At 61.5% G+C, this 25,730-nt stretch carries 22 protein-coding genes; 7 read left to right on the plus strand and 15 right to left on the minus strand.

Annotated elements, in window-relative coordinates; translation table 11 throughout:
• Positions 1 to 83 precede the first annotated feature (83 nt).
• From ccoP (EPZ47_RS09370) to ccoN (EPZ47_RS09405), 8 genes are all read right to left on the minus strand, one after another.
• Positions 84 to 1,067, minus strand: a complete 984-nt coding sequence (gene ccoP, locus EPZ47_RS09370; RefSeq protein WP_135844511.1) for a cytochrome-c oxidase, cbb3-type subunit III — start codon at positions 1,065 to 1,067, stop codon at positions 84 to 86.
• Entirely contained in the window at positions 1,064 to 1,249 is a 186-nt protein-coding gene (locus EPZ47_RS09375; RefSeq protein WP_003175465.1) for a CcoQ/FixQ family Cbb3-type cytochrome c oxidase assembly chaperone, read from the minus strand. The genes ccoP (EPZ47_RS09370) and EPZ47_RS09375 overlap by 4 nt, the downstream gene beginning before the upstream one ends.
• 5 nt (positions 1,250 to 1,254) lie before the next feature.
• A complete protein-coding gene (gene ccoO / locus EPZ47_RS09380) occupies positions 1,255 to 1,863 on the minus strand; it encodes a cytochrome-c oxidase, cbb3-type subunit II (RefSeq protein WP_009042961.1) in 609 nt (202 codons plus the stop codon).
• On the minus strand, positions 1,863 to 3,305 hold the full coding sequence (ccoN, locus tag EPZ47_RS09385; protein ID WP_123414475.1) for a cytochrome-c oxidase, cbb3-type subunit I: 1,443 nt from the start codon (positions 3,303 to 3,305) through the stop codon (positions 1,863 to 1,865). Before ccoN (EPZ47_RS09385) ends, ccoO (EPZ47_RS09380) begins: the two co-directional genes overlap by 1 nt.
• Before the next feature lie 483 nt (positions 3,306 to 3,788).
• The gene (gene ccoP, locus EPZ47_RS09390) at positions 3,789 to 4,742 is read right to left on the minus strand and encodes a cytochrome-c oxidase, cbb3-type subunit III (protein ID WP_135844512.1); all 954 of its coding nucleotides are present in this window, start codon (positions 4,740 to 4,742) and stop codon (positions 3,789 to 3,791) included.
• Positions 4,739 to 4,942 carry a cbb3-type cytochrome oxidase subunit 3 gene (locus EPZ47_RS09395; protein WP_135844513.1) on the minus strand — a complete coding sequence of 68 codons (204 nt, stop codon included), beginning with the start codon at positions 4,940 to 4,942 and terminating at the stop codon, positions 4,739 to 4,741. Before EPZ47_RS09395 ends, ccoP (EPZ47_RS09390) begins: the two co-directional genes overlap by 4 nt.
• Before the next feature lie 3 nt (positions 4,943 to 4,945).
• Positions 4,946 to 5,554, minus strand: coding sequence for a cytochrome-c oxidase, cbb3-type subunit II (gene ccoO / locus EPZ47_RS09400; protein WP_014339376.1), 609 nt, complete (start codon positions 5,552 to 5,554; stop codon positions 4,946 to 4,948).
• A gap of 10 nt (positions 5,555 to 5,564) precedes the next feature.
• Complete coding sequence (gene ccoN, locus EPZ47_RS09405; protein ID WP_014339375.1) at positions 5,565 to 6,989, minus strand: cytochrome-c oxidase, cbb3-type subunit I; 1,425 nt, start codon at positions 6,987 to 6,989, stop codon at positions 5,565 to 5,567.
• A gap of 96 nt (positions 6,990 to 7,085) precedes the next feature.
• On the opposite strand from ccoN (EPZ47_RS09405), the gene EPZ47_RS09410 reads away from it, so the two are divergent.
• On the plus strand, positions 7,086 to 7,778 hold the full coding sequence (locus EPZ47_RS09410; RefSeq protein ID WP_135844514.1) for an alpha/beta family hydrolase: 693 nt from the start codon (positions 7,086 to 7,088) through the stop codon (positions 7,776 to 7,778).
• Between the two features lie 191 nt (positions 7,779 to 7,969).
• Here EPZ47_RS09410 and EPZ47_RS09415 read toward each other — a convergent pair whose 3' ends face one another.
• The 3 genes from EPZ47_RS09415 to acnA form a co-directional block, all read right to left on the minus strand.
• Positions 7,970 to 9,535 (minus strand): methyl-accepting chemotaxis protein, encoded by a 1,566-nt coding sequence (locus EPZ47_RS09415; RefSeq protein WP_135844515.1) that lies wholly within the window; start codon positions 9,533 to 9,535, stop codon positions 7,970 to 7,972.
• Between the two features lie 79 nt (positions 9,536 to 9,614).
• Positions 9,615 to 10,403, minus strand: coding sequence for a CPBP family intramembrane glutamic endopeptidase (locus EPZ47_RS09420; protein ID WP_135844516.1), 789 nt, complete (start codon positions 10,401 to 10,403; stop codon positions 9,615 to 9,617).
• A 125-nt stretch (positions 10,404 to 10,528) separates the two neighbouring features.
• Complete coding sequence (gene acnA, locus EPZ47_RS09425; protein ID WP_135844517.1) at positions 10,529 to 13,270, minus strand: aconitate hydratase AcnA; 2,742 nt, start codon at positions 13,268 to 13,270, stop codon at positions 10,529 to 10,531.
• A gap of 172 nt (positions 13,271 to 13,442) precedes the next feature.
• Here acnA and rlmM point away from each other — a divergent pair, with 172 nt between their 5' ends.
• Both rlmM and tusA read left to right on the plus strand, forming a co-directional pair.
• The gene (rlmM, locus tag EPZ47_RS09430) at positions 13,443 to 14,516 is read left to right on the plus strand and encodes a 23S rRNA (cytidine(2498)-2'-O)-methyltransferase RlmM (RefSeq protein ID WP_135844518.1); all 1,074 of its coding nucleotides are present in this window, start codon (positions 13,443 to 13,445) and stop codon (positions 14,514 to 14,516) included.
• A gap of 187 nt (positions 14,517 to 14,703) precedes the next feature.
• Complete coding sequence (gene tusA / locus EPZ47_RS09435; RefSeq protein WP_003183455.1) at positions 14,704 to 14,955, plus strand: sulfurtransferase TusA; 252 nt, start codon at positions 14,704 to 14,706, stop codon at positions 14,953 to 14,955.
• On the opposite strand, the gene EPZ47_RS09440 is transcribed toward tusA, so the two are convergent.
• Positions 14,952 to 16,355, minus strand: a complete 1,404-nt coding sequence (locus tag EPZ47_RS09440; RefSeq protein WP_135844519.1) for an MATE family efflux transporter — start codon at positions 16,353 to 16,355, stop codon at positions 14,952 to 14,954. The genes tusA and EPZ47_RS09440 overlap by 4 nt on opposite strands.
• A 302-nt stretch (positions 16,356 to 16,657) precedes the next feature.
• On the opposite strand from EPZ47_RS09440, the gene pdxB reads away from it, so the two are divergent.
• Entirely contained in the window at positions 16,658 to 17,800 is a 1,143-nt protein-coding gene (gene pdxB, locus EPZ47_RS09445; RefSeq protein ID WP_135844520.1) for a 4-phosphoerythronate dehydrogenase PdxB, read from the plus strand.
• 128 nt (positions 17,801 to 17,928) lie between these two features.
• Here the strand turns inward: pdxB and EPZ47_RS09450 are convergent, their stop codons facing one another.
• On the minus strand, positions 17,929 to 18,108 hold the full coding sequence (locus EPZ47_RS09450; protein ID WP_003199629.1) for a PA1571 family protein: 180 nt from the start codon (positions 18,106 to 18,108) through the stop codon (positions 17,929 to 17,931).
• Positions 18,109 to 18,366: 258 nt separating this feature from the next.
• Here EPZ47_RS09450 and EPZ47_RS09455 point away from each other — a divergent pair, with 258 nt between their 5' ends.
• Positions 18,367 to 20,139 carry an ABC transporter transmembrane domain-containing protein gene (locus tag EPZ47_RS09455; RefSeq protein WP_135844521.1) on the plus strand — a complete coding sequence of 591 codons (1,773 nt, stop codon included), beginning with the start codon at positions 18,367 to 18,369 and terminating at the stop codon, positions 20,137 to 20,139.
• 184 nt (positions 20,140 to 20,323) lie between these two features.
• On the opposite strand, the gene EPZ47_RS09460 is transcribed toward EPZ47_RS09455, so the two are convergent.
• Positions 20,324 to 22,252 carry a transglycosylase SLT domain-containing protein gene (locus tag EPZ47_RS09460; RefSeq protein ID WP_135844522.1) on the minus strand — a complete coding sequence of 643 codons (1,929 nt, stop codon included), beginning with the start codon at positions 22,250 to 22,252 and terminating at the stop codon, positions 20,324 to 20,326.
• A 213-nt stretch (positions 22,253 to 22,465) separates the two neighbouring features.
• Here EPZ47_RS09460 and EPZ47_RS09465 point away from each other — a divergent pair, with 213 nt between their 5' ends.
• Entirely contained in the window at positions 22,466 to 24,382 is a 1,917-nt protein-coding gene (locus tag EPZ47_RS09465) for an ATP-binding cassette domain-containing protein (RefSeq protein ID WP_135844523.1), read from the plus strand.
• An 83-nt stretch (positions 24,383 to 24,465) separates the two neighbouring features.
• On the opposite strand, the gene EPZ47_RS09470 is transcribed toward EPZ47_RS09465, so the two are convergent.
• The gene (locus tag EPZ47_RS09470; protein ID WP_135844524.1) at positions 24,466 to 24,906 is read right to left on the minus strand and encodes a universal stress protein; all 441 of its coding nucleotides are present in this window, start codon (positions 24,904 to 24,906) and stop codon (positions 24,466 to 24,468) included.
• 110 nt (positions 24,907 to 25,016) lie between these two features.
• On the opposite strand from EPZ47_RS09470, the gene EPZ47_RS09475 reads away from it, so the two are divergent.
• Positions 25,017 to 25,454 (plus strand): hypothetical protein, encoded by a 438-nt coding sequence (locus EPZ47_RS09475; protein ID WP_135844525.1) that lies wholly within the window; start codon positions 25,017 to 25,019, stop codon positions 25,452 to 25,454.
• Positions 25,455 to 25,730 lie beyond the last annotated feature (276 nt).

The following is a 25,730-nucleotide window of genomic DNA, read 5'->3' on the forward strand; positions in this document are numbered from 1 at the left end:
ACAGATTTGCCCAGGTTTCGGACCGTAACAAAAAGGCCCCGCCAATCAAATTGGCGGGGCCTTTGGTGTATCAGGCGCTTGCCTTACTGGGCGTCTGCGACCGGAGCCTTCTCGCCGTGAGACAGGCTGTAGACATAGGCGGCCAGCAAGTGGACCTTGTCGTTGCCTTGCAGGTCAGCTTGGGCAGGCATCTGGCCCTGACGGCCGTAACGGATAGTCTGCTGCAACTGAGCGAAGCTCGAGCCGTAGATGAAACCGGCCGGATGCGTCAGGTCGGGTGCGCCCATGGCAGGCGTGCCCTTGCCGGCTGGACCGTGGCAGGCCACGCAGTTGGCGGCAAACAGTTTCTGGCCGTTGGCCGGATCGGCCTTGGCGCCTTCCGGCAGTTTGCGCCCGTGCAGGCTGGTCACCACATAGGCGGATACATCGGCGACGCCTTGCTCGCCGACCACGGCAGCCCAGCCCGGCATCACGGCGTGACGACCGCCCATGATGGTGGTCTTGATGGTTTCCGGTTCACCACCCCAGCGCCAGTCGGCGTCGGTCAGATTAGGGAAACCATAGGCACCCTTGGCGTCGGAACCGTGGCAGACCGAGCAGTTGGAGGCGAACAGGCGGCCACCCATCTTCAGGGCTTGCGGGTCCTTGGCGACTTCTTCGATCGGCATGGAGGCGAACTTGGCGAAGATCGGACCGAACTTGGCGTCCGAACGAGCCATTTCCTTTTCCCACTCGTGGACGCCGGTCCAGCCGGTCTGGCCGTTGGCGAAGGCGGTCTGCTTTTCGGTGTCCAGGTAGTTGTAGCCTGGCAACAGGCCTTTCCAGTTGCCCAGGCCAGGGTAGAGCACCAGGTAGCCGAGGGCGAACACAATGGTGCCCACGAACAGCATGAACCACCATTTTGGCAGTGGGTTGTCATACTCCTCGATGCCATCGAAGGAGTGACCAACGGTTTCGTCCGTTTGCTCGGCGCGCTGGCCCTTACGGGTCGACAACAGCAGCCAGGTCAGGGCGAAGATTGTTCCCAGACTGAGGACTGTGACGTACAGACTCCAGAACGTAGTCATTCTTTGTTACTCCTAGAAGCTTGCTCGACGTGCTTGATGGCTTCGGGATCATCCGCGAACGGCAGCAAGGTCGCGTCTTCAAACTCCGACTTGCGCTTGGGGCTGAACACCCACAAGGCCAGACCGATAAAGGCCACCATTACGACGACGGTGCCCAGGCCGCGAATCATCCCGATATCCATCTAAATCACCGTTTGCTTTTGATGATGGTGCCCAGGCCTTGCAGATAGGCCACCAGCGCGTCCATTTCGGTCTTGCCCTTGACGGCATCCTTGGCACCGGCGATGTCTTCGTCGGTGTAAGGCACGCCCAGGGTGCGCAAGACTTCCATTTTCTTGGCGGTGTCTTTGCCGTCGAGCTTGTTTTCTACGAGGAACGGGTAGGCCGGCATTTTCGACTCAGGCACCACGTTGCGCGGGTTGTACAGGTGCGCACGCTGCCAGTCGTCGGAGTAGCGGCCGCCAACGCGGGCCAGGTCCGGGCCGGTACGCTTGGAACCCCACAGGAATGGGTGGTCCCAGACGCTTTCACCAGCGACCGAGTAGTGGCCGTAGCGTTCGGTCTCGGCGCGGAACGGACGGATCATCTGCGAGTGGCAGCCGACACAGCCGTTGGCGATGTAGACGTCGCGGCCTTCCAGTTCAAGGGCGGTACGCGGCTTCATGCCTTCGACCGGCTTGTTGGTCACGTCCTGGAAGAACAGCGGAACGATCTGGGTCAGGCCGCCGATGCTGACAGCGATGACCATGAAGAAGGCCAGCAGGCCAATATTCTTCTCTACTGCTTCGTGCTTCATCAGTGAGCTCCAACTACGGCGATCTTGGCGGCGGCTTCAGCTTCAGCCGGGTCAGAGGCACGAACGGTGCGATACACGTTGTAGGCCATGAACAGCATGCCGCTGGCGAAGAACGCGCCGCCCAGGGCACGCACGATGAAGCCAGGGTGGCTGGCTTGCAGCGCTTCGACGAACGAGTAGGTCAAGGTGCCGTCGTCGTTGATTGCACGCCACATCAGGCCCTGAGTGATGCCGTTGACCCACATCGAGGCGATGTAGAGCACGGTACCGATGGTCGCGAGCCAGAAGTGCGCGTTGATCAGGCCGGTGCTGTGCATCTGCGCACGACCGAACAGTTTCGGGATCATGTGGTAGATGGCGCCGATGGAAATCATCGCGACCCAACCGAGCGCGCCGGCGTGTACGTGGCCGATGGTCCAGTCGGTGTAGTGGCTCAGGGAGTTGACGGTCTTGATGGCCATCATCGGGCCTTCGAAGGTCGACATGCCGTAGAACGCCAGGGAAACCACCAGAAAGCGCAGGATCGGGTCGGTGCGCAATTTATGCCAGGCACCCGACAGGGTCATCATGCCGTTGATCATGCCGCCCCAGCTTGGCGCCAGCAGGATGATCGACATCGCCATGCCCAGGGACTGCGCCCAATCCGGCAACGCGGTGTAGTGCAGGTGGTGCGGACCGGCCCAGATGTACAGGGTGATCAGCGCCCAGAAGTGGACGATGGACAGGCGATAGGAGTAGATCGGACGCTCGGCCTGTTTCGGCACGAAGTAGTACATCATCCCCAGGAAACCGGTGGTCAGGAAGAAGCCCACCGCGTTGTGGCCGTACCACCACTGGATCATTGCGTCGGTCGCGCCCGAGTAGGCCGAGTACGACTTGAAGAAGCTGACCGGCAGGGACGCGTGGTTGACGATGTGCAGCATGGCCGTCACGACGATGAAGGCACCGTAGAACCAGTTACCCACATAGATATGCTTGGTCTTGCGCTTGACGATGGTGCCGAAGAACACCAAACCGTAGGTCACCCAGACGATGGCCAGCAGGATAGCCAGGGGCCATTCCAGCTCCGCGTATTCCTTGGTGGTGGTGTAACCCAGTGGCAAGGTTACGATCGCACCGACGATGACCGCTTGCCAACCCCAGAAGGTGAAGGCCGCGAGGCTGTCGGAAATCAGTCGCGTTTGGCAGGTTCGCTGCACGACGTAATAGGAAGTGGCAAACAATGCACAACCACCGAAGGCGAAGATCACCAGGTTGGTGTGCAACGGGCGCAGGCGTCCAAACGTCGTCCATGGCAGACCGAAATTCAATTCCGGCCAGACCAGTTGCGAGGCGATGAAGACACCGAGCCCCATGCCAAGGATCCCCCAGACCACCGTCATGATGGCGAACTGGCGGACTACCTTATAGTTATAAGCAGTCGGACTGATTGCTGTGCTCATTCTAAGGTTCCACGGTTTGGGTGTTTTATTAGGATAAAAATCGGTCGCAAGTATGGAGAAAGCGGGGGGTCATTGCAACGCGCCATGACCTGGGTCAATGCTTTCCAAAGCTGATTCTGCGGCCTTTCCATGTTCCGTGTAGGGACAAAATTGGCCCTCGGCAAAATGTCGCAACGAAGGAAACAGGCGAGGGGGTCGGGTCGGTTGTAACGGGGTATGTTCAAACACTGCGTTCGGGGGATGCCAGGCAACTGTCGCAACAGCCGTTGTCTACCTGCCTTTGCGGTCTTTTTTACCGAACGGATTGTCGAACACATCGGGTCGGGTCGACCTGAAACCGGCAATCGCCAGTGCACGCAGAGGCAAGCTTAGACCCGATTAGGGAGAACCGAAAGGCAGACTATGGAAGGGTGCGACAATGCGTCGCGCAGGGGCACGGAACCGCCGCATCCGGATGGATGCGGCTGTTCGTGTGGTCAGGATTTATTCGCTTTTACTTTCAGCTTGCAGGCGTTCGGCGCCGGCGGTGTGGGACAGGCTGTAGACGTAGGCGGCCAGCAGTTGCACTTTGTCATTGCCGAGCAGTTCATTTTGCGCCGGCATATGGCCTTGGCGGCCATGGCGAATGGTCTGCTGCAACTGTGCCAGGCTGGTGCCGTAGATGAAGCCGGCCGGTTGCGTCAGGTTCGGCGCCCCCATGGCTTCGGTGCCCTGGCCGTTGGCGCCGTGGCAAGCCACGCAGGTGGTGTTGAATGCCTGCTGGCCGGCTTGCAGGTCGGCGCCGCTGTCCGCTGGCAGAGGCAGGCCGGCCAGGTCGTGACGCACATACGCCGCCACGTTCTTGACCCCGGCTTCCCCCAACACTTCGCCCCAGGCCGGCATTGCCGCCATGCGGCCGCCCATGATGGTGGTCTTGATGGTGTCGGCAGTGCCGCCCCAGCGCCAGTTGCTGTCGGCCAGGTTCGGGAAGCCGAAGGCGCCCTTGGCGTCCGAGCCGTGGCAGACCGAGCAGTTGGAGGCGAACAGGCGGCCGCCCATCTTCAAGGCCTGTGGGTCCTTGGCAACTTCTTCCACTGGCATGGCGGCGAATTTGGCGAAGATCGGGCCGAACTTGGCGTCGGCCTTGGCCATTTCCTTTTCCCATTCATGGGCGCCGGTCCAACCATTCTCGTAGCCTGGCAGGATGCCTTTCCAGTTGCCCAGGCCCGGATAGAGGACCAGGTAGCCGACGGAAAACACCAGGGTGCCGGCGAACAACAGGAACCACCACTGCGGCAGTGGGTTGTCGTACTCCTCGATGCCATCGAAGCTGTGGCCCATGGTCTGGTCGACGCTGCCCTTGGTCTCGCCCTTGCGGGTGCCGATCAGCAGCCAGGTCAGGCCGATCAGGCTGCCGATGGTCAGTACGCAGATCCACGTACTCCAGAAGGTGGTCATGGCCGGGTACTCCTTGTTGCAGGGTCTTGGGGGGTGGCGAGGTCGGCGGGCGGCTCGTCGGCGAACGGCAGCAGGCGCGCCTGGGCGAATTCCGGGCCGCGTTTGCTGCTGAATACCCAGAGGGTCAGGCCGATGAAGGCCACGAACACCACGACCGTGCCCAGGCCGCGGATCATTCCTGTACTCATTTCAAGAACCATGGCTCACCTCTTGCTCTTGATGGCAGTGCCGAGCACTTGCAGGTACGCCACCAGCGCATCCATTTCGGTCTTGCCCTTGAGCGAGGCCACGCTGCCGGTGATGTCGTCGTCGGTATACGGCACGCCCAGGGTGCGCATGGCGCGCAGCTTGCCTTCGGTATGGCTGCTGTCCACCGCTTGGGTCACCAGCCATGGGTAGGCCGGCATTTTCGACTCGGGCACGACGTTGCGCGGGTTGTACAAGTGGGCGCGGTGCCAGTCATCGGAGTAGCGCGCGCCGACCCGTGCCAGGTCCGGCCCGGTACGCTTGGAGCCCCACAGGAACGGGTGGTCCCAGACGCTTTCGCCCGCCACCGAATAGTGGCCGTAGCGTTCGGTCTCGGCGCGGAACGGACGGATCATCTGCGAATGGCAACCGACGCAACCTTCGCGGATGTAGATGTCGCGGCCTTCCAGTTGCAAGGCGGTGTAGGGCTTCATGCCGTCCACCGGTTTATTGGTCACGTCCTGGAAGAACAGCGGCACGATCTGAGTCAGGCCGCCAATGCTCACGGCCAACACCATCAGCAGCATCAGCAGGCCGACGTTTTTTTCGATTGTTTCGTGTTTCATGGTGGACTCCTCAGGCCATCTGCGCGGCAGCGGCGGCTTCGGCAGGCTGGTAGGCCCGCACGGTGCGCCAGGTGTTGTAGGCCATCAGCAGCATGCCGAGGAGGAAGATCGCCCCGCCTGCCAGCCGTACGACGAAGCCGGGGTGGCTGGCCACCAGGGTTTCGACGAAGGAGTAGGTGAGCGTGCCGTCCTCGTTCACCGCGCGCCACATCAGGCCCTGGGCGATGCCGTTGACCCACATGGAGGCGATGTACAGCACGGTGCCGATGGTCGCGAGCCAGAAGTGCGCGTTGATCAGGCCGATGCTGTGCATCTGTGGCCGGCCGAAGACTTTCGGGATCATGTGGTAGAGCGCCCCGATGGAGATCATCGCGACCCAGCCCAGCGCGCCAGCATGGACGTGGCCGATGGTCCAGTCGGTGTAGTGGGAGAGGGCGTTGACGGTCTTGATGGCCATCATCGGACCTTCGAAGGTCGACATGCCGTAGAACGCCAGGGACACGACGAGGAAGCGCAGGATCGGGTCACTGCGCAATTTATGCCAGGCACCCGAGAGGGTCATCATGCCGTTGATCATGCCGCCCCAGCTTGGCGCCAGCAGGATCAGCGACATCACCATGCCCAACGACTGTGCCCAGTCCGGCAGCGCGGTGTAGTGCAGGTGGTGGGGACCTGCCCAGATGTACAGGGTGATCAGCGCCCAGAAGTGCACGATGGACAAGCGATAGGAATACACCGGGCGCTCGGCCTGTTTCGGCACGAAGTAGTACATCATCCCCAGGAAGCCTGCGGTGAGGAAAAAGCCCACGGCGTTGTGGCCGTACCACCATTGCACCATCGCATCGGTAGCCCCGGCGTACACCGAGTAGGACTTGGTGAAGCTCACTGGCAGTTCCAGGTTGTTGACGATGTGCAGGATCGCCACGGTCAGGATGAACCCGCCGAAGAACCAGTTACCGACGTATATGTGCTTGGTGTTGCGCTTGGCCACGGTGCCGAAGAACACGATGGCGTAGGCAACCCAGACGATGGTGATCAAGATATCGATCGGCCATTCCAGTTCGGCGTATTCCTTGGAACTGGTGTAGCCCAGTGGCAGGCTGATGGCCGCCAGCAGGATCACCAGTTGCCAGCCCCAGAAGCAGAACGCGGCGATTTTCGGCGCGAACAGCTGGGTCTGGCAGGTGCGTTGCACCGAGTAGAACGAACTGGCGAACAGGGCGCAGCCGCCGAAGGCGAAGATCACTGCGTTGGTGTGCAGCGGGCGCAGACGGCCAAAGCTGGTCCAGGGCAAATCGAAGTTGAGCTGTGGCCAGACCAATTGGGCCGCGAGAAAAACCCCGAGGCCCATGCCGACGATGCCCCACACCACCGTCATAATGGCGAATTGGCGGACCACCTTGTAGTTGTAGGCGGTACTGATAGAAGTGTTCATGGTTCCCCATCCACGGTTCAGCCGAAGTGAGCGCCTGCGCAAGGCAGTGCGGCGTTCTTCGCCTGGAGTTATAGGCAGACTAAAAGCGAGATCAGCATGGACAAACAGCACAAGGCCAGTATTGACGGGGATCAATGGGCGCGATGTGTGGCCGAACACGGCTGGCTATGGACAGCCGGACAAGCGGTTGCCAGCGCCAAGGCGCCGACCCTGGTCCTGGCCCATGGTGCCGGTGCGCCGATGGACAGCGGCTTCATGGAAGAAATGGCTGCGCGCCTTGCCGCGCATGGCGTCAACGTGTTGCGTTTCGAGTTTCCCTACATGGCCCAGCGGCGCCTGGATGGGGGCAAGCGCCCACCCAACCCGGCACCGAAGCTGCTGGAGTGCTGGCGTGAGGTTTACGCCACGGTGCGGCCTTATGTCGCTGGGCGGCTGGCTATCGGCGGCAAGTCCATGGGCGGACGCATGGCGAGTTTGCTCGCCGATGAGTTGGGCAGCGATGCGCTGGTGTGCCTGGGCTATCCCTTCTATGCGGTGGGCAAACCGGAGAAACCGCGGGTCGAACACCTGGCGGCGTTGAAGACCCGAACCTTGATCGTCCAGGGCGAGCGCGATGCGCTGGGCAATCGTGAGGCAGTGCAGGGATATGCCTTGTCACCAAGCATCGAGGTGATGTGGCTGGCGGCAGGGGATCATGATCTGAAGCCGTTGAAGGCTTCGGGGTTTAGTCATGAGCAGCATCTGGAGGCGGCGGCGGGCAAGGTGGCGGCGTTTCTTCTTCAGGATTGATAGCGCCTGTCCCGGCCTCTTCGCGAGCAGGCCCGCTCCCACATTTTGAAATGCGTTTGCAGGAGCAACTGCAATCCCCTGTGGGAGCGGGCTTGCTCGCGAAGACGGTTCATAACGCGACACCACTTTTGAATTGGCAATAAAAAACCGGGAAGTATCACCTTCCCGGTTTTTTATTGAACAGGCATCTCTCAGCGGTTAAACCGCTCCACCAACGAATACTGCGTATTGGCCGTGCGGGTCAATTCTTCGCTGAGCAACGCCGAGCTGTGGGCCTGGCCCGAGGTCTGGTCGGCCAGTTCCGAAATGTTGCTGATGTTGCGGCTGATCTCCTCGGCCACCGAACTCTGCTCTTCGGTAGCGGCAGCGATCTGTGTGGTCATGTCGGTGATGTTGGCCACTGCTTCGCTGATTCCCACCAGCGCCGCGTCCGCTTCCATGACCCGCGCCACGCCTTCTTCGGCCTGGCGGTGGCCGGCCTCCATGGTCTGCACGGCATTGGTCGCGGTTTGCTGGAGCTTGGCGATCAGGGCATGGATCTGCCCGGTGGATTCGCTGGTGCGTTGCGCCAGTTGCCGCACTTCATCGGCCACTACGGCAAAGCCACGCCCCATTTCCCCGGCACGGGCCGCTTCGATGGCGGCATTGAGGGCCAGCAGGTTGGTCTGGTCGGCGATGCCTTTGATCACATCGACCACGCCACCGATCTCGTCGCTGTCCTTGGCCAGTTGAGTCACGGTCTGGCCGGTCTCGCCGACCACCACCGACAGGCGCTCGATGGCTTCACGGGTTTCGCCTGCGATGTCGCGGCCGCGACTGGTCAGGCGATTGGCTTCCTGGGTGGCGTCGGCGGTGCGCTGCACATGGCTGGCGACTTCCTGGGTGGTCGCGGCCATCTGGTTGACCGCGGTGGCGACCTGTTCGGTTTCCACTCGCTGGCGTTCCAGGCCGCTGGAACTGTTGTGGGCCAGGGTGTTGGACTGGCGCGCCTGATCATTGAGGTGCTCAGCGGTGTCCTGCAGGCGGGTCAGGCAGGTTTTCAGGCGAGCTTCCTGGCTGAGGATCGACATCTCCAGGCGCGCCTGGGCGCCACGGCTATCGGTATACATCTGGGCAATCAGTGGATCGGAGGTGGTTTGCTCGGCCAGGCGCAGCAGGCGCTTGATCCCGCGTTGTTGCCATTGCAGGCCCATCAGCCCCAGGGGCACTGACAGCGCGGCCGCCAGGGCAAAGCCCCAGGAGGAGTTGAGGAACGCGCCCACGACGAAGCTCAATTGGCTGACCAGGATAAACGGCAGCCAGTCCTGCAGTATCGGCACCCATTTGTCGCTGCCCGGGACCGCGGCCTTGCCTTGGTTGATGCGTCGATAGAGTGCTTCGGCCCGAGCGATCTGTTCGGCGGTGGGTTTGACCCGCACCGACTCGTAGCCGACGACCTGGTTGCCTTCGAACACGGGGGTGACATAGGCGTTGACCCAGTAATGGTCACCGTTCTTGCTGCGGTTCTTGACGATGCCCATCCATGGCAAGCCTTGTTTCAACGTGCCCCACATATGCGCGAACACGGCTGGGGGAACATCGGGATGACGCACCAGGTTGTGCGGCGAACGGATCAATTCTTCCTTCGTATACCCACTGATTTCAACGAACGCGTCGTTGCAGTAGGTGATTACACCCTTGGCGTCGGTGGTGGAAATCAATCGTTGCTGGGCCGGGAAGGTCCTTTCGCGTTGTGTGACAGGTTGATTGTTACGCATGGTGTGTATAGATCCGCAAGGCTTTGAAAGGTTGTCGGCGCCGTCAGGTTTTAATTGAGGCTATTTTTACCTGTCGCTATCACGCCAGCATCGGGTAGGTAAATAGGGCGAAATGAAGCAGATTGAGGCCGAAATGGGTGGTAATCGCGGCGCCCAGGCCGCCAAAACGATAAGCGAGGCCGTAACCGACCCCTGCCAGGCCCGACAGCAGCACCCATTGCCAGCCCGCGCCGATGTGCACCAGGCCGAACAGCAGCGAGGCCAGCAGCAGCGCCAGGTTGTCGCCATGGGTCAAATGTTTGAAGCGCCGGCTCAGGCCTCCCTGAATGTAGCCACGAAACAGCGCCTCCTCCACTAACGTCACCAATAAAAGATTATTAAGCACCCACAGCCAGGCGTGGTCCGGCCACTTCGGTGCCCAGTGGATCATGCCCAGGAGCATCGCTCCGCCGAGGGCCAGCACCGTGCTGAACGCCAGGCCCAGGGCCGTGGCATAGATCGACAAACGCAACGAGCGTCGACCAACGATCCACGGGCAGGCCAGTAGCAGCCAGAAACCGATCAGCGGCTTGTCCTGATTCAAGTACATGGCGAACCGCACGGCATCAGCGGTCAAGCGTTGCGCCGGGATCGCCCGCCCGTTGAAAAAGCCCGGCATCCAGTGCAGCGCCAGCGCCAGGGCCATTACCAGGAAAAGGATATGTCCGAGAAACCGGCCAACCAGCGTTTGCTCCTGGCGAACCGCATACCCGGCAAATAGCAATAACGCGACTGAGATGCCTGCGGTCCAGGCCAGTTGGCCGTAGGCCAAAGCCGAGACATAGCCGATGGAGAGGAGCGCCAGGTACGGCCAGGGTAGGGCAGGCATATCACATCCTTTTGAGACTGAGGAACCGGTGTGGCGGGTCGGGCAGGCAGAGCCGGCGGGATTATAGGCAGGCTCATACAAAAACACCGCCTTTAAGCGGCGGTGTTTTTGTAGGACGGGTCTTTTTAACCTGTAATCAATTGCCGTAGGACGTAATGCAGGATTCCTCCGGCCTTGAAGTATTCCACTTCATTCAAGGTATCGATTCGACACAGTACTTCAATCCGCTCCTGGCGCCCGTCTTCCCGGGTGATGACCACGGGCAGGTTCATGCGCGGTGTCAGTTCGACGTCATTGAGCCCCAGGATGTCGAGGGTTTCCTTGCCCGTGAGGTTCAGGCTCTTGCGATTCTGATCGAGCTTGAACTGCAACGGTAGTACGCCCATCCCCACCAGGTTGGAACGATGGATGCGCTCGAAGCTTTCGGCGATCACCGCTTTTACGCCCAGCAGGTTCGTGCCCTTGGCCGCCCAGTCCCGGCTCGAACCGGTGCCATATTCCTGGCCGGCAATCACCACCAGTGGCGTGCCCATGGCCTGGTACAACATGGCGGCGTCGTAGATTGGCATTCTTTCGCCCGTGGGGATGTAGATCGTATTGCCGCCTTCTTCGCCGCCAAGCATTTCGTTGCGAATGCGGATATTGGCAAAGGTGCCGCGCATCATCACCTGGTGGTTGCCGCGCCTTGAACCGTAGGAGTTGAAGTCTCGCGGCTCGACACCCTGTTCGCGCAAATAGCGGCCGGCCGGACTGTCGGTCTTGATGTTGCCGGCGGGGGAGATGTGGTCGGTGGTCACCGAGTCCCCCAGCAGGGCCAGTACCCGGGCGCCCTCGACATTCTTGACGGCCGGTGGCGGCCCGCCGATGTCGTCGAAGAACGGTGGGTGCTGGATGTAGGTCGAGTCGGCCTGCCAGACGTAAGTCGCCGCTTGCGGCACCTCGATGGCCTGCCATTGCTCGTCACCGGCAAACACGGCGGCGTATTCCTTGTGGAACATGCTGGTGTTCACCTGGGCCACGGCCTCGGCCACTTCCCGGCTGCTGGGCCAAATGTCCCGCAGATACACCGGGTTGCCGTCCCGGTCGTTGCCCAGCGGCTCGCTGCTGATATCGATACGCACCGTGCCGGCCAGGGCATAGGCGACCACCAGCGGCGGCGAGGCCAACCAGTTGGTCTTCACCAGCGGATGCACCCGGCCTTCGAAGTTGCGGTTGCCCGACAATACCGAGGCCACGGTCAGATCGGCCTTCTGGATGGCTTTTTCGATCGGCTCCGGCAACGGTCCGGAGTTACCGATGCACGTCGTGCAACCGTAGCCCACCAGGGCGAATCCCAGTTTGTCCAGGTACTCGGTCAGGCCGGCGGCCTTGTAGTAATCGGTAACCACCTTGGAGCCCGGCGCCAGGGAGCTCTTGACCCAAGGCTTGCGGGTCAGGCCTTTTTCCACGGCTTTTTTCGCCAGCAGCCCGGCGGCCATCATCACGCTGGGGTTGGAGGTGTTGGTGCAGGAAGTGATGGCGGCGATCACCACCGCGCCGTTTTTCAGGCGATGGGTATGGCCTTCGAATTCGTACTCGGTTTCCCCCACCTGATCGGCGTTGCCCACCGCGACCCCACCGCCGCCCTCGCTTTCCAGGCGTCCTTCTTCTTTGCTGGTGGGTTTGACTTGCAGCCCCAGGAAGTCACTGAAGGCCTGGCCGACATTCGGCAGCGAGACACGGTCCTGAGGGCGTTTCGGCCCGGCGAGACTGGCCTCGACGCTGCCCATGTCCAGCTCCAGGGTGTCGGTGAACACCGGTTCCTGGCCGGGCAAGCGCCACAGGCCCTGGGCTTTGCAATAGGCCTCTACCAGTTTCACCGTTTCCGCCGGCCGCCCGGACAGGCGCAGGTAGTCCAGGGTCACATCGTCTACCGGGAAGAAGCCACAGGTGGCGCCGTATTCCGGGGCCATATTGGCGATGGTGGCGCGGTCGGCCAGGGGCAGGTCGGCAAGGCCATCGCCATAGAACTCGACGAATTTCCCCACCACACCTTTTTTACGCAGCATCTGCGTGACCGTCAGCACCAGGTCAGTGGCGGTGATGCCTTCGCGCAGCTTGCCGGTGAGCTTGAAGCCGATGACCTCGGGAATGAGCATCGACACCGGCTGGCCGAGCATCGCCGCTTCCGCTTCGATCCCGCCGACCCCCCAACCCAGCACACCGAGGCCATTGATCATGGTGGTGTGGGAGTCGGTGCCCACCAGGGTATCCGGGAACGCGTAGGTGCGACCGTCTTCTTCGCGGGTCCACACGGTGCGGCCCAGGTATTCGAGGTTGACCTGGTGGCAGATGCCGGTGCCCGGCGGCACCACACTGAAGTTGTCGAAGGCGCTTTGGCCCCAACGCAGGAAGGCGTAGCGTTCGCCGTTGCGCTGCATTTCGATGTCGACGTTCTGTTCGAATGCCTGGCTGCTGGCGAACTTGTCCACCATCACCGAGTGGTCAATCACCAGGTCCACCGGCGACAGCGGGTTGATTCGCTGGGGATCTCCGCCGGCCTTTTCCATGGCGGCGCGCATGGCGGCTAGGTCGACCACGGCGGGGACACCAGTGAAGTCTTGCATTAATACCCGTGCCGGACGGTATTGAATCTCGCGGTCGGAACGACGTTCTTTCAGCCAACCGGCCAGGGCCTTGAGGTCGGTGCCGGTGACGGTTTTTTCATCTTCCCAGCGCAGCAGGTTTTCCAGCAGCACTTTGAGCGACATCGGCAGCTTGTCCAGGTCGCCCAGGCTTCGGGCGGCGTCCGGCAGACTGAAGTAATGGTAGGTCCTGGCGTCGACTTGCAGCGTTTTGAGGGTTTTCAGGCTATCGAGGGACGGCATTGAAATGACTCCTTTGAGTCCGCACGGCTACGGACTGACGGGACGGACAGAGCCTTTAACCTAGCCCTGTTTTGAGCGTATGACTAATCACTGGACTCTATGGGCAGGTTCGGGGTTCCGAAGTCCGCTATCATGCGGCGGTTTTCGTGACAGGCTTTGCTACGGAGTTTCAATGAACACGCTTTTCATGCACTGCCGACCAGGCTTCGAAGGCGAGGTCTGTTCCGAGATCGCCGAGCACGCCGCCCGGCTCAATGTGGCCGGCTACGCCAAGGCCAAACCGGCCAGTGCCTGCGCTGAATTTGTCTGCACCGAAGACGACGGTGCCGCGCGGCTGATGGGCGGCCAGCGTTTCGCCGAACTGATTTTTCCGCGCCAGTGGGCGCGCGGCACCTTCATCGACTTGCCGGAAACGGATCGCATCAGCGTTATCCTGGCCCACATGGCGCAGTTCCCGACCTGCGGCAGCCTGTGGCTGGAAGTGGTGGACACCAATGACGGCAAGGAACTGTCGAACTTCTGCAAAAAGTTCGAAGGCCCCTTGCGCAAGGCACTGGTCGGCGCCGGCAAGCTGGTGGACGACCCGCACAAGCCGCGCCTGCTGCTGACCTTCAAGAGTGGCCGCGAAGTGTTCCTGGGGCTGGCGGAATCCGATAACTCGGCGATGTGGCCCATGGGCATTCCCCGCCTGAAATTCCCCCGGGAAGCGCCGAGCCGTTCCACCCTAAAGCTCGAAGAGGCCTGGCACCATTTCATCCCCCGGGACCAGTGGGACGAGCGCCTGCACAGCGACATGACCGGTGTGGACCTCGGTGCGGCGCCAGGCGGCTGGACCTGGCAGTTGGTCAACCGGGGCATGCTGGTGACCGCTATCGACAACGGCCCGATGGCTGAAAGCCTGATGGACACCGGCCTGGTTCAGCACCTGATGGCGGACGGTTTTACGTTCAAGCCCAAGCAGCCGGTGGACTGGATGGTCTGCGACATCGTCGAGAAACCGGCGCGCAATGCGGCGATGCTCGAAGAGTGGATTGGCGAAGGGCATTGTCGCGAGGCGGTGGTCAATCTCAAGCTGCCGATGAAACAGCGCTATGCCGAAGTCAAACGCCTGCTCGAACGCATCGCCGACGGTTTCAAGGCCCGGGGTATCAAGGTCGAGATCGGCTGCAAGCAGCTGTACCACGACCGTGAGGAAGTGACCTGCCATCTGCGGCGGTTGGATACCAGGAAACCCAAGTCCCGCTAGCGCTCAAAGGCAATGAGATTTGCTTGTGGGAGCGGGCTTGCTCGCGAAAGCGGTGGGTCAGTTAACATTTGAATAACAGGCAGATCGCCTTCGCGAGCAAGCCCGCTCCCACAGGATACGGTGTTAAGCCAGAGGTGACCGAGCGCCGACATTGCGCGACAATGCCGGCCAGTTTCAGGAGTAGAACATGAGTGAAATGAACGATACGCCGGTCGACGGCACACTGGATGCCACCGGTCTCAATTGCCCGGAACCGGTGATGATGCTGCACCAGCACATTCGCGACCTGGCGCCCGGTGGGTTGCTGAAGGTGATTGCCACCGACCCCTCGACCCGTCGCGACATCCCCAAGTTTTGCGTGTTCCTCGACCACGAGCTGGTGGCCCAGCAGGAGGAAGCCGGCACCTACCTCTACTGGATCCGCAAGAAACTCGCTTAACCCACCGTGCGGCTGATGCGGTTCTGCTTGCGTGCGCTGCGGGCCAGGCGGATCGACAGCATCAGCGCCGCGCAGCTCAAGCCCACGATCAGGCCTTGCCACAACCCGCTCGGGCCGCTGGGTGCGCCGAGCCAGTCGGTCAGGCCCAGGGCGTAACCCACTGGCAGGCCAATGCCCCAGTAGGCGAACAAGGTCAGGATCATCGTCACCCGAGTGTCCTGGTAGCCGCGCAACGCGCCCGCCGCCGTGACCTGGATCGCATCGGAAAACTGAAACAGCGCCGCGTAGACGATCAGCATCGATGCCACGTTGATCACCACCGGATCGGCGGTGTAGATCGCGGCAATGGGCCCGCGCAGCGCGAACATCAGGCTCGCCGACAGGCAGGCGTAGGCCAAAGCGCTGCCCATGCCCACGCCTGCGGCGAAGCGCGCTTCACGGGGCAGGCCGCGGCCGAGCGTCTGGCCAACCCGCACCGTCACAGCCATGCCCAGGGAGTAGGGGATCATGAACACCAGGGAGCTGAAGTTCAGCGCGATCTGGTGCCCGGCCACCACCGTGGCGCCGAGGCTGCCGATCAGCAGGGCGATCACTGCAAAAATGCTCGACTCGGCAAACACTGCGATGCCAATCGGCAGGCCGATGCCCAGCAAGCGCTTGATGACCGCCCATTGCGGCCAGTCAAAACGAGCGAACAAGCGGCTTGACTGATAGGCTGGCGCCCAGCGGGCCCAACCGGCCATGCCCAGGGCCATGACCCACATCACGATGGCGGTAGCCCAGCCGCACCCGACGCCGCCCATGGCCGGTACGCCGAGGTGCCCGTAAATGAAGATGTAATTGAGCGGGATGTTCAGCGCCAGCCCGCACAAGCCCAACACCATGGCCGGGCGGGTCCGACCCAGGCCGTCGCTGAAGCAACGCAGTACGTGATACAGCGCCACCGCCGGCAGGCCGGTGCCGATGCCGCGCAGGTATTCCATGCACGGGCCGATCAATTCGGGGTCCACATTCATGACGTGCAGGATCGGCTCGGCGCTGAACAGCGCCAGCGTTGCAGTCAACCCCACCACCAATGCCAGCCACAGCGCCTGGCGCACCAACGGGCCGATCTGGTCGAACGTACCGGCGCCGAAGCGCTGGGCGACTTTCGGCGTGGTAGCCAGCAGTGTGCCGGTCATCAGCAGGAACACCGGCACCCAGATCGAGTTGCCCAACGCCACTGCTGCCAGGTCCCGCGGGCCGACACGCCCGGCCATCACCGCATCGACAAAGCCCATGGCGGTGGTCGCCAGTTGCGCCACCATGATCGGCAGCGCCAGGGCCAGCAGTGTCTTGAACTCCCGGCGAACCCGGGCCGGGCGGGAGAGGGGAGTCGGGGTGTCGATCACAGGATTCACAGGGCAAGCGTCCGAAAAGATTAAGCGCAAGGCGGCGCATTCTACGCCTTGACACAGTGGTCAGGAAAAAACCTGTGTTGGGGATTTGTAATCGCTTTTTCAGTTTGCGAGCACCCGTGGGAGCAAGGCTTGCCCGCGATGAAGATGACGCGGTCTCCCAAGGAACCGAGGCGCCTGCATCGCGAGCAAGCTTTGCTCCCACAAGAGCGGGGTAATCCCTTGGCCACAGCATCGTTCGCTCCCGTTAATGCACGGACTTACGGGAACGCCTACACTGCCAACCCCGCCAAAGGAGCTCTGCCATGCTGATCGTCGCTGACGAAAACATCCCCCTGCTTGATGCGTTTTTCCAAGGTTTCGGCGAAATCCGCCGGGTACCGGGGCGGGGCATCGACCGGACGATGGTCGAACAGGCCGATGTGTTGCTGGTGCGCTCGGTCAGCCAGGTCAATCGGGCATTGCTGGAAGGCAGCAAAGTGCGCTTCGTCGGCACTTGCACCATCGGCACCGATCACCTGGACCTGGATTATTTCGCCGAGGCCGGCATCCGCTGGGCCAGCGCGCCGGGCTGCAATGCCCGTGGGGTGGTGGACTATGTGCTGGGCAGCCTGATGACCCTGGCTGAAATCGAAGGCGCGCAGCTTAAGCAGCGCACCTTTGGCGTGGTCGGCGCAGGCCAGGTGGGCGGACGCTTGATCGAGGTGCTAAAGGGGCTTGGCTGGGCCGTGAAGGTCTGCGATCCGCCGCGTCAGGCCGCCGAAGGAGGCGACTATGTAAGCCTGGAGCAGATCATCGAGCAGTGCGACGTCATCAGCCTGCACACCCCGTTGACCCGCGACGGTGAGCAACCGACCTGGCACCTGTTCGACGAAGCGCGTTTGAACCAGCTCAAACCCGGCACCTGGCTGATCAACGCTGCTCGCGGGCCGGTGATCGATAATGCGGCGCTGCGCGAGGTGCTGCTGGAGCGCGAAGACCTGCAAGCGGTGCTGGATGTCTGGGAGCAGGAGCCGACCGTGGACGTCGACCTGGCTGACCTGTGCGTGATCGCCACTCCCCACATAGCCGGTTACAGCCTCGATGGCCGTCAGCGTGGCACGGCGCAGATCTACGAGGCCTTATGCGGTTTTCTGGAACGGCCGGTTGAAGTCAGCCTCAACGATTTGCTGCCGCGGCCCTGGTTGGGTGGTATTACCCTGGATGCCGAAACCGACCCGGCCTGGGCCCTGGCGACGTTGTGCCGTGGTGTGTACGACCCTCGTGGCGACGATGCGAACTTTCGCCGCAGCCTGGTGGGAACAGTCAGCGAACAACGCAGCGCCTTCGATGCCCTGCGCAAGCACTACCCGCCGCGACGGGAAATCGACAGCTTGAAGGTTCGTATCGAAGGACAGTCCCCAACCTTGCAGCAGATCGTCACCGCGCTGGGCGCCACCGCCATCTAGATCGTGGAGTGCTCTTGTGGCGAGGGAGCAAGCGCCCTCGCCACAAGAGCTGCACTACAAGGGCCTGCAAAGTCAGCAGGCATAAAAAACCCGACATCAAGGTCGGGTTCAATTGAAGACGGGCTGTATCACTTTTGTTCGGCAGGCTTGACCAGTCGTTTTTCCAGCTCGCTGCAAGCTTTTTGGATCATGTCTTCGGTGATCGGAACTTCGCGCCCTTGGGCATCGATGAACGAGCAGCCCAGGGACTGGTCCGGTTGCGTGCGGATTACTTGAATCTTGTCGTCGCTGCTGTGTTGCAAGGACATGGCCTGTCTCCTCATCAGGTTGTGTGCCTACTTTAATGTCGCCAGGTGACCGAGCCATGACACTCCTTGTAGGTTCATGGCGACACCTCCACTCAATCAGAAACACAGTTGCGTTTCCAGCCAGACTTTAGACCGATAACATCTAGTCCCTAGTCGTTGTGGTCATATTTAACCTGACTCATTCTGATTCAAACATGGTTGCGCTGCGCTTCGGTGTCGCTGATCGGCCTTTTTCTGCTGCATTATCGGACGTTTCTGATGCTTTCTTCCCAACAGCGCCGGGCTATCCACCTGGCCAGCGGTTTTATCGCACCTTATCGCAAGCAGGTCGTCGGCGCTTTGCTGGCGCTGATTGTTACCGCCGGTATTACTTTGTCCATGGGGCAAGGCATCCGGTTGTTGGTGGACCAGGGGTTCATGACCCGTTCCCCGCACTTGCTCAATCAGTCCATCGGTCTGTTCATGGTGCTGGTGGTGGGGCTGGCGATTGGTACATTTTCCCGTTTCTACCTGGTGTCGTGGATCGGTGAGCGGGTGGTGGCGGATATCCGGCGGCAGGTCTTCAACCATTTGGTCTACCTGCACCCGGGGTTCTACGAGAACAACCGCAGTTCGGAAATTCAGTCGCGCCTGACCGCCGATACCACCCTGCTGCAGTCGGTGATTGGTTCGTCGCTGTCGTTGTTTTTGCGCAACGCCTTGATGGTGGTGGGCGGCATCGTGCTGTTGTTTATCACCAACCCCAAACTCACCAGCATCGTGGTGATTGCCCTGCCGTTGGTGTTGGCGCCGATCCTGGTGTTCGGCCGCCGGGTGCGCAGCCTGTCGCGTCAGAGCCAGGACCGCATTGCCGACGTCGGCAGTTACGTCTCCGAAACCCTCGGCCAGATCAAGACCGTGCAGGCTTACAATCATCAGGTCCAGGATGAACAACGTTTTTCCGTGACGGTGGAGCAGGCCTTCGAGACCGCCCGCAAGCGCATCGCCCAGCGGGCCTGGCTGATCACCCTGGTGATCGTGCTGGTGCTGGGAGCGGTTGGCGTGATGCTCTGGGTTGGCGGCATGGATGTGATCGCCGGGCGGATTTCCGGCGGTGAGCTGGCGGCTTTCGTGTTCTATAGCCTGATCGTCGGCAGCGCCTTCGGTACCCTGAGCGAAGTGATCGGCGAGTTGCAACGGGCGGCGGGCGCGGCGGAGCGAATTGCCGAGTTGCTGCGTTCGGAAAACATCATCCAGCCGCCGGCCGCAGGTCTTGTGACATTGCCTGCACGAGTCAGGGGCGATTTGCGTCTCGAAGGTGTGCGTTTTTCCTATCCGTCCCGGCCGGAAAGCTATGCGGTCGACGGCCTTGACCTGACCATCCACGCTGGCGAAACCCTCGCCCTGGTCGGGCCTTCCGGCGCCGGCAAATCAACGGTGTATGACCTGCTGCTGCGTTTCTACGATCCGGTGCAAGGGCAAATCTTCATCGATGACGTGCCGCTGACGCAGCTCGATCCGCTGGACCTGCGTCGCCATTTCGCCCTGGTTTCGCAAAATCCAGCGCTGTTTTTTGGCACGGTTGAAGAGAACATTCGCTACGGCAACCCCGAGGCGACGTCCGAGCAGGTGCGCGAGGCTGCGCAGATCGCCCATGCCCACGATTTCATCGAAAAAATGCCCGACGGCTACCAGACCCACCTGGGCGACGGGGGCCTCGGGCTTTCCGGCGGCCAGCGTCAACGCCTGGCCATCGCCCGGGCGCTGCTGGTGGATGCACCGATCCTGCTGCTGGACGAAGCCACCAGTGCCCTCGATGCGCAAAGCGAACACCTGATCCAGCAGGCCTTGCCCAGCCTGATGAAAAACCGCACCACCCTGGTCATCGCCCACCGCCTGGCCACGGTGAAAAACGCCGACCGGATCGCCGTGATGGATCAGGGCAAAGTGGTAGCCGTGGGCACTCACCAGGAACTGGTGGCCAGCAATGCGCTGTATGCGCGGTTGGCGGCGTTGCAGTTCAATGTGGGCCTGGAGCCGGCAACTGACTGAGGACTACGCACACCTGTGGGAGCGGGCTTGCTCGCGAAAGCGGTTGTCAGTCAGCATCATCGTTGGCTGATACATCGCCTTCGCGAGCAAGCCCGCTCCTACAAGGTCCAGTAACGGACCAAAAAAATGCCCGTATCTTTCAATACGGGCATTTTTGCTTTCAGGAGCCGCTTGCCGCTAACCCTCACTGATCATCAAAGTAGCGCTCATGCCAGTCCACCAGCGGTTGTGGCGAGTTGAGCTTCTGGCCGTAGATCACCGAGTATGACAACACGTTCTGCACGTATTGGCGGGTTTCATCGAACGGGATGCTTTCGACCCAGACGTCGAAGCTCAAGTGGTCGGCGCCGCGCAGCCACTGGCGTACGCGACCGGGGCCGGCGTTGTAGGCCGCCGAGGCCAGGACGCGGTTGCCGTTGAACTGGCTGTGGACCTGGCTCAGGTAGGCCGCGCCAAGCTGGATGTTTTTGTCCGGGTTCAACACCTGCTGTGGCGAAGCCAGGGGGATGCTGAATTTGCGCGCGGTTTCCTTGGCGGTGCCAGGCATTAACTGCATCAGGCCAGCGGCGCCGACGCCGGAGCGGGCGTCGTCCATGAAGGCGCTTTCCTGGCGGGTGATCGCGAACACCCAGCTCGAATGCAGGCCACGGACCTTCGCTTCGCGCACCAGGGTATCGCGGTGGGCCATCGGGAAACGGATGTCCAGGTCGTCCCAGTACTTGGCCTGGCTGATGGTGCGGATGGCCGGAAAATACCATTTCAGGTCATAGGCCAGCTTCGCCTGGGCGACCATTTCGTCCCGGCTGAAATGACGGCTGACGTGATACCACTCGCGGCGTCCGTCGACGATGTCGCCACGGGCATGAAATTCCAGCGCCCGACGTATTCCGGGCGTGTTGCGCACCTTATTGATCAGCGCCTGGCTCATCACCAGGGGTTTGTTGACGAGCGAGTACGGTGACTGGGAGCGGTCGGCAGCCAGGAAACCATAGAAATCCCGCTCACGGGCCAGATGCTTGTACAGCGTCAGCGCCTCGGGGTTTTGCGGCTGTGCCAGCTCCAAGGCGCGGGCCTGCCAGTAGCGCCAGCGGTTGGTGCTGGCCAGTGACTCGGGCAAGCGACGCGTCAACTGATAGGCGTCGTCCCAGCGGGCCAGGCGCAGCAGCAGGCGCAGGCGCCATTCCGAAACGGTGTCGTCCCGCAGTTCCGGGTCGTATTTGGTCATCACGTCCAGGGCGCGGCTGTCGAAGCGCTTGGCCAGGGTCAGGCCAATTTCCCGGGCAATCGCGACTTTTTCATCCCGGGAGAAGTGCATGGTGCTGGCGTAGCCGTCCAGCAGCGCCATGGCTTTCTCTGGATCCTGACGGGCCAGGCGACGCAGGCCGAGGCTGACGATATCGGCCATCGGTTCATCGGCCGGGGCGAAGCGCGATGGTTGGTTGAGCAGTTCCGGTTTCTGCGCGACGTCCACGAGCAAACTGCCGCGGGGGGCAAGGGTGGTCAGGCCGCTGACCAGGCTCTTGGCCAGCGGGTAATTGCGCGCCTGGGCCGCCAGTTTGGTGCGCTCCCAGCGTTTTTGCTCGGTCAGTTGTCCCTGGGATGCCCACAGGCCGAACAGCGCATCGCATGCCTGCGGCTGGGACTTGCCGGTGAGCCACAGTTTTTCGGTGTTGGCGTAGCCTTCGGCCTTCAGCCCATGGGTGAGCTGGTACTGCGCGTTGAGACAGTCCAGTTCGGTGAAGTTGAGTTTGGGGTCGTAATACTTGACGAACGTTTCCCAGTCGCCGCGCTCGCTCAGCCAGCGCAACCAGCGCAGCTTCATCCAGTTGGCCTGGGGCAGGTCACCGTGTTCGGCGAGGAATTTCTCGATTTCGGCGTTGCTGGCGCTCTTGAGGCGAGCGGTCAGTTCGTCGTAGGCCAGGTAGGGTTCCAGCGGATAATCGCGCAGAGCCTGGCTGTAGCGAAAGTAGGGGGCGGAATCACCCTTGGCCAAGGCGCGCTTGGCTTCATCGTAATACTGGCGTTGTGTGGAAATATCCACTGCCTGGGCGGTCTGAACGGCAGTGGCACATACAAATAGGCAAGATAAAACACTGAAAAGGCGACTGCGCATGATACGTCCGGGCAGAAAAAACATGACAAGCCCAAGGGTTAACCCAGGGTAACTATCTGTAGCTTAGCCTTTTGCCAGCAACCGGCGAAAGCTTTGCAGGGCCGTCGGTGCAAGTTCGCAACAATTATTGTGCAGAGTGCTGCAGTGGCGAAATTGGCGGACTCTTGGGGCCTCATCTCAGGTAGAATGCGCGCCCGGTTTTTGGAGAAGCTCATGACCCTGCTCAAATTCAGCGATGTGTCCCTTGCTTTCGGCGCTATGCCGTTGTTGGACAAGGTGTCCTGGCAGATCGCCCGTGGTGAGCGGGTGTGCATCATCGGCCGCAACGGCACTGGCAAGTCCAGCATGATGAAGCTGGTCAAGGGCGATCAGAAGCCCGATGACGGCTCGGTCTGGCGCGCCCCAGGCCTGAAAATCGGCGAATTGCCCCAGGAACTGCCGGTGGCCGACGAGCGGACCGTGTTCGACGTGGTCGCCGAAGGCCTGGACGGTGTCGGCGCGCTGCTGGCCGAGTATCACCACTTGAGCCAGAACATCGTTACCGATGCCGACCTGGACAAGTTGATGCACGTGCAGCACGACCTTGAAGCCCGTGATGGCTGGCGTCTGCAGCAATTGGTCGACAGCACCCTGAGCCGCCTGCAACTGCCGGCCGACAAGACCCTCGCCGAGTTATCCGGCGGCTGGCGTCGCCGCGTCCTGCTGGCCCAGGCCCTGGTGTCCGAACCGGACCTGCTGCTGCTCGACGAACCGACCAACCACCTGGACATCGGCGCCATCGCCTGGCTTGAAGAAGCCTTGAAGGACTTCCAGGGCGCGGTGCTGTTCATCACCCACGACCGTTCTTTCCTGCAGAACCTGGCGACCCGTATCCTCGAACTGGACCGCGGCGGCCTGATCGACTGGAACGGCGATTACGCCAGCTTCCTGGTGCACAAGGAAGCGGCGCTGGCGGCGGAAGAAACCGCCAACGCGCTGTTCGATAAAAAACTGGCCCAGGAAGAAGTCTGGATTCGCCAGGGTATCAAGGCTCGTCGCACCCGCAACGAAGGTCGTGTGCGCGCGCTCAAGGCCCTTCGCATGGAGCGCAGCGAACGTCGCGAACGCACCGGCAAGGCCAACATTCAGTTGGATACCGCTGATAAGTCCGGCAAGCAGGTAATGGTGCTTGAGAACGTGAGTTTCGCGCACCCGGGCGGCCCGTTCCTGATCAAGGACTTTTCCATGGTGTTGCAGCGCGGTGACCGCATCGGGCTGCTGGGCGCCAACGGCACCGGCAAGACCACCTTGCTCAAGCTGATGCTCGGCGGCCTGGTGCCGACCAACGGCAAGGTGGAAGAGGGCACGAAGATCGACGTCGCCTACTTCGACCAGTTGCGCCATCAGTTGGACCTGGAAAAGACTGTGATCGACAACGTCGCTGAAGGTCGCGACTTCATCGATATCGACGGTCAGAGCCGCCACGTGCTGAGCTACCTCGGCGATTTCCTGTTCAGCCCCCAGCGTGCCCGTACGCCGGTCAAGGCGTTGTCCGGTGGTGAGCGAGCCCGTCTGTTGCTGGCCAAACTGTTCAGCAAGCCGGCGAACCTGCTGGTGCTCGACGAACCGACCAACGACCTGGATGTGGAAACCCTCGAGTTGCTGGAAGAGGTGCTGCTGACCTTCAACGGCACCGTGCTGATGGTCAGCCACGACCGGGCATTCCTCGACAACGTGGTCACCAGTACCCTGGTGTTCGAAGGCGAAGGCCTGGTCCGCGAATACGTCGGTGGTTATCAGGACTGGCTGCGCCAGGGTGGCTCGCCGCGCCTTTTAGGGGTAACCGAGAGCAAGTCCGGCAAGGCTGACCTGAACTCGGCCGTGGTCAAGGCCGAGCCGGCCCCGGTCGCTGCTGCGGCCCCGGCACCGGCCAAGAAAAAGCTCAGCTACAAGCTGCAGCGCGAGCTGGAAGCATTGCCGGGTGATATCGACGCGAAGGAAAAGCAGATCGCAGCGGTGGAGGCCGACATGGCCGACGCTGGCTTCTATCAGCGGCCTGCCACCGAAACCGCCAAGGTGATCGCGCACCTGGAGCAGTTGCAGGCCGAGCTGGATGCACTGGTCGAGCGCTGGGCTGAACTGGACGCTTGATCCACTGCTGTGAAGAATCCCGGTGCTCAGGGATGAGCGCCGGGATTTCTATTTGAAAACGCAAGCCCGCTCCCACACAGGTTTTAGGCGCGCTTGACCAGGTGTACTGCCAATACATCGCAAGGCGCGCCATGCAATACATCGTTGGCGGTCGAGCCCAGCAACAGGGCCAGGCCGTGACGGCCATGGCTGCCGACGACGATCAGGTCGCAACCCTGTTCCTTGGCCAGGTGATGGATCTCCTGGCGCGGTTGGCCGTAGGTCAGGTGGCTGAATTCCTTTTTCAGGGCAGGGTATTTCACGATCAGTCGGTCAAGGCGTTCCTTGGCCTGATCGAATTGCTGTTGCTGCAGCTGGGAAAGGTCCATTGGCACGTCACCGCCAAAGGCCATGGCCATCGGCTCGACGATGTGCACCAGCGATAGCTTGGTGTCTCGGCCCTCGCAAAGCGCGAGGGCGCGCTTGACGACGGGATCGCATTCTTCCGTGAGGTCGACGGCAACCAGAACGTGTTCGTAGTACATGGAAAGCACTCCAGGGAATTGCGATACGGTAAGTATGGCTGGTTTCAAGCGCATTGACGGCGACGTGGGTCAATGGTCAATGGGCTCAGCAGAATTCGGGGAGTACGAATATGACGGTCTGGATAGTGGTGTCAATCCTGTTGGTGGTGTTAAGCCCCCTGGCATGGTTGCGGCCGTCCCGTGTTCAGAGCGGCCGCATGGCCTTGCGCATGGAGGCGCGGCGCCTGGGCCTGGCCATGCAACTGGCGCCGCAGGAGTGGCCGCACTGGCTCGGCCAGCAGCCGCCAAACCCCTGCGCGCAGTACCACCGGCCCCGACGCGGCAAGGAGCCAGCGGTCTGGAGCTATTGGCAGACTGCGCCGGGGGTGTGGGTCAACCAGTGGCGAGAAGTCTGCCAGGATGAGGCGTTGCTCAATCATTTCGAAAAATTGCCGGCCAACGTCTACAAGGTCGAAGCCGATCGACAAATGATCGCCTTGTATTGGGGCGAGAAGGGCGAAGCCAGTGTTTTGCAGGACATTTCCAATGTGCTCAAGGCTCTGGCCTGAGGCGTAAAAAAGCCCGACAGTCTCATCGGGCGGGTTGGCCAGGCAGGCCGGTAACCAAAACACCTATCCGGACGTTCGTTCGTAACGTCCTTTGCTCAAGATTTCAATCGTACCCCCGACAGCGTAGTCGCCTGAGTCAGGCTTGCCTGTAATTAGGGCGACTTTTCTAATTATTGATTCTATGAATGACTACCCATGCAGCGCCGTGTTGCGGATCTGTGCGGTACGGAAATGACCGCGAAGTCGCGTTCAAACCCCTTGTTTAGGGCGATTGAC

Source organism: Pseudomonas viciae (assembly GCF_004786035.1).
In the GTDB taxonomy this organism is placed as follows: domain Bacteria; phylum Pseudomonadota; class Gammaproteobacteria; order Pseudomonadales; family Pseudomonadaceae; genus Aquipseudomonas; species Aquipseudomonas viciae.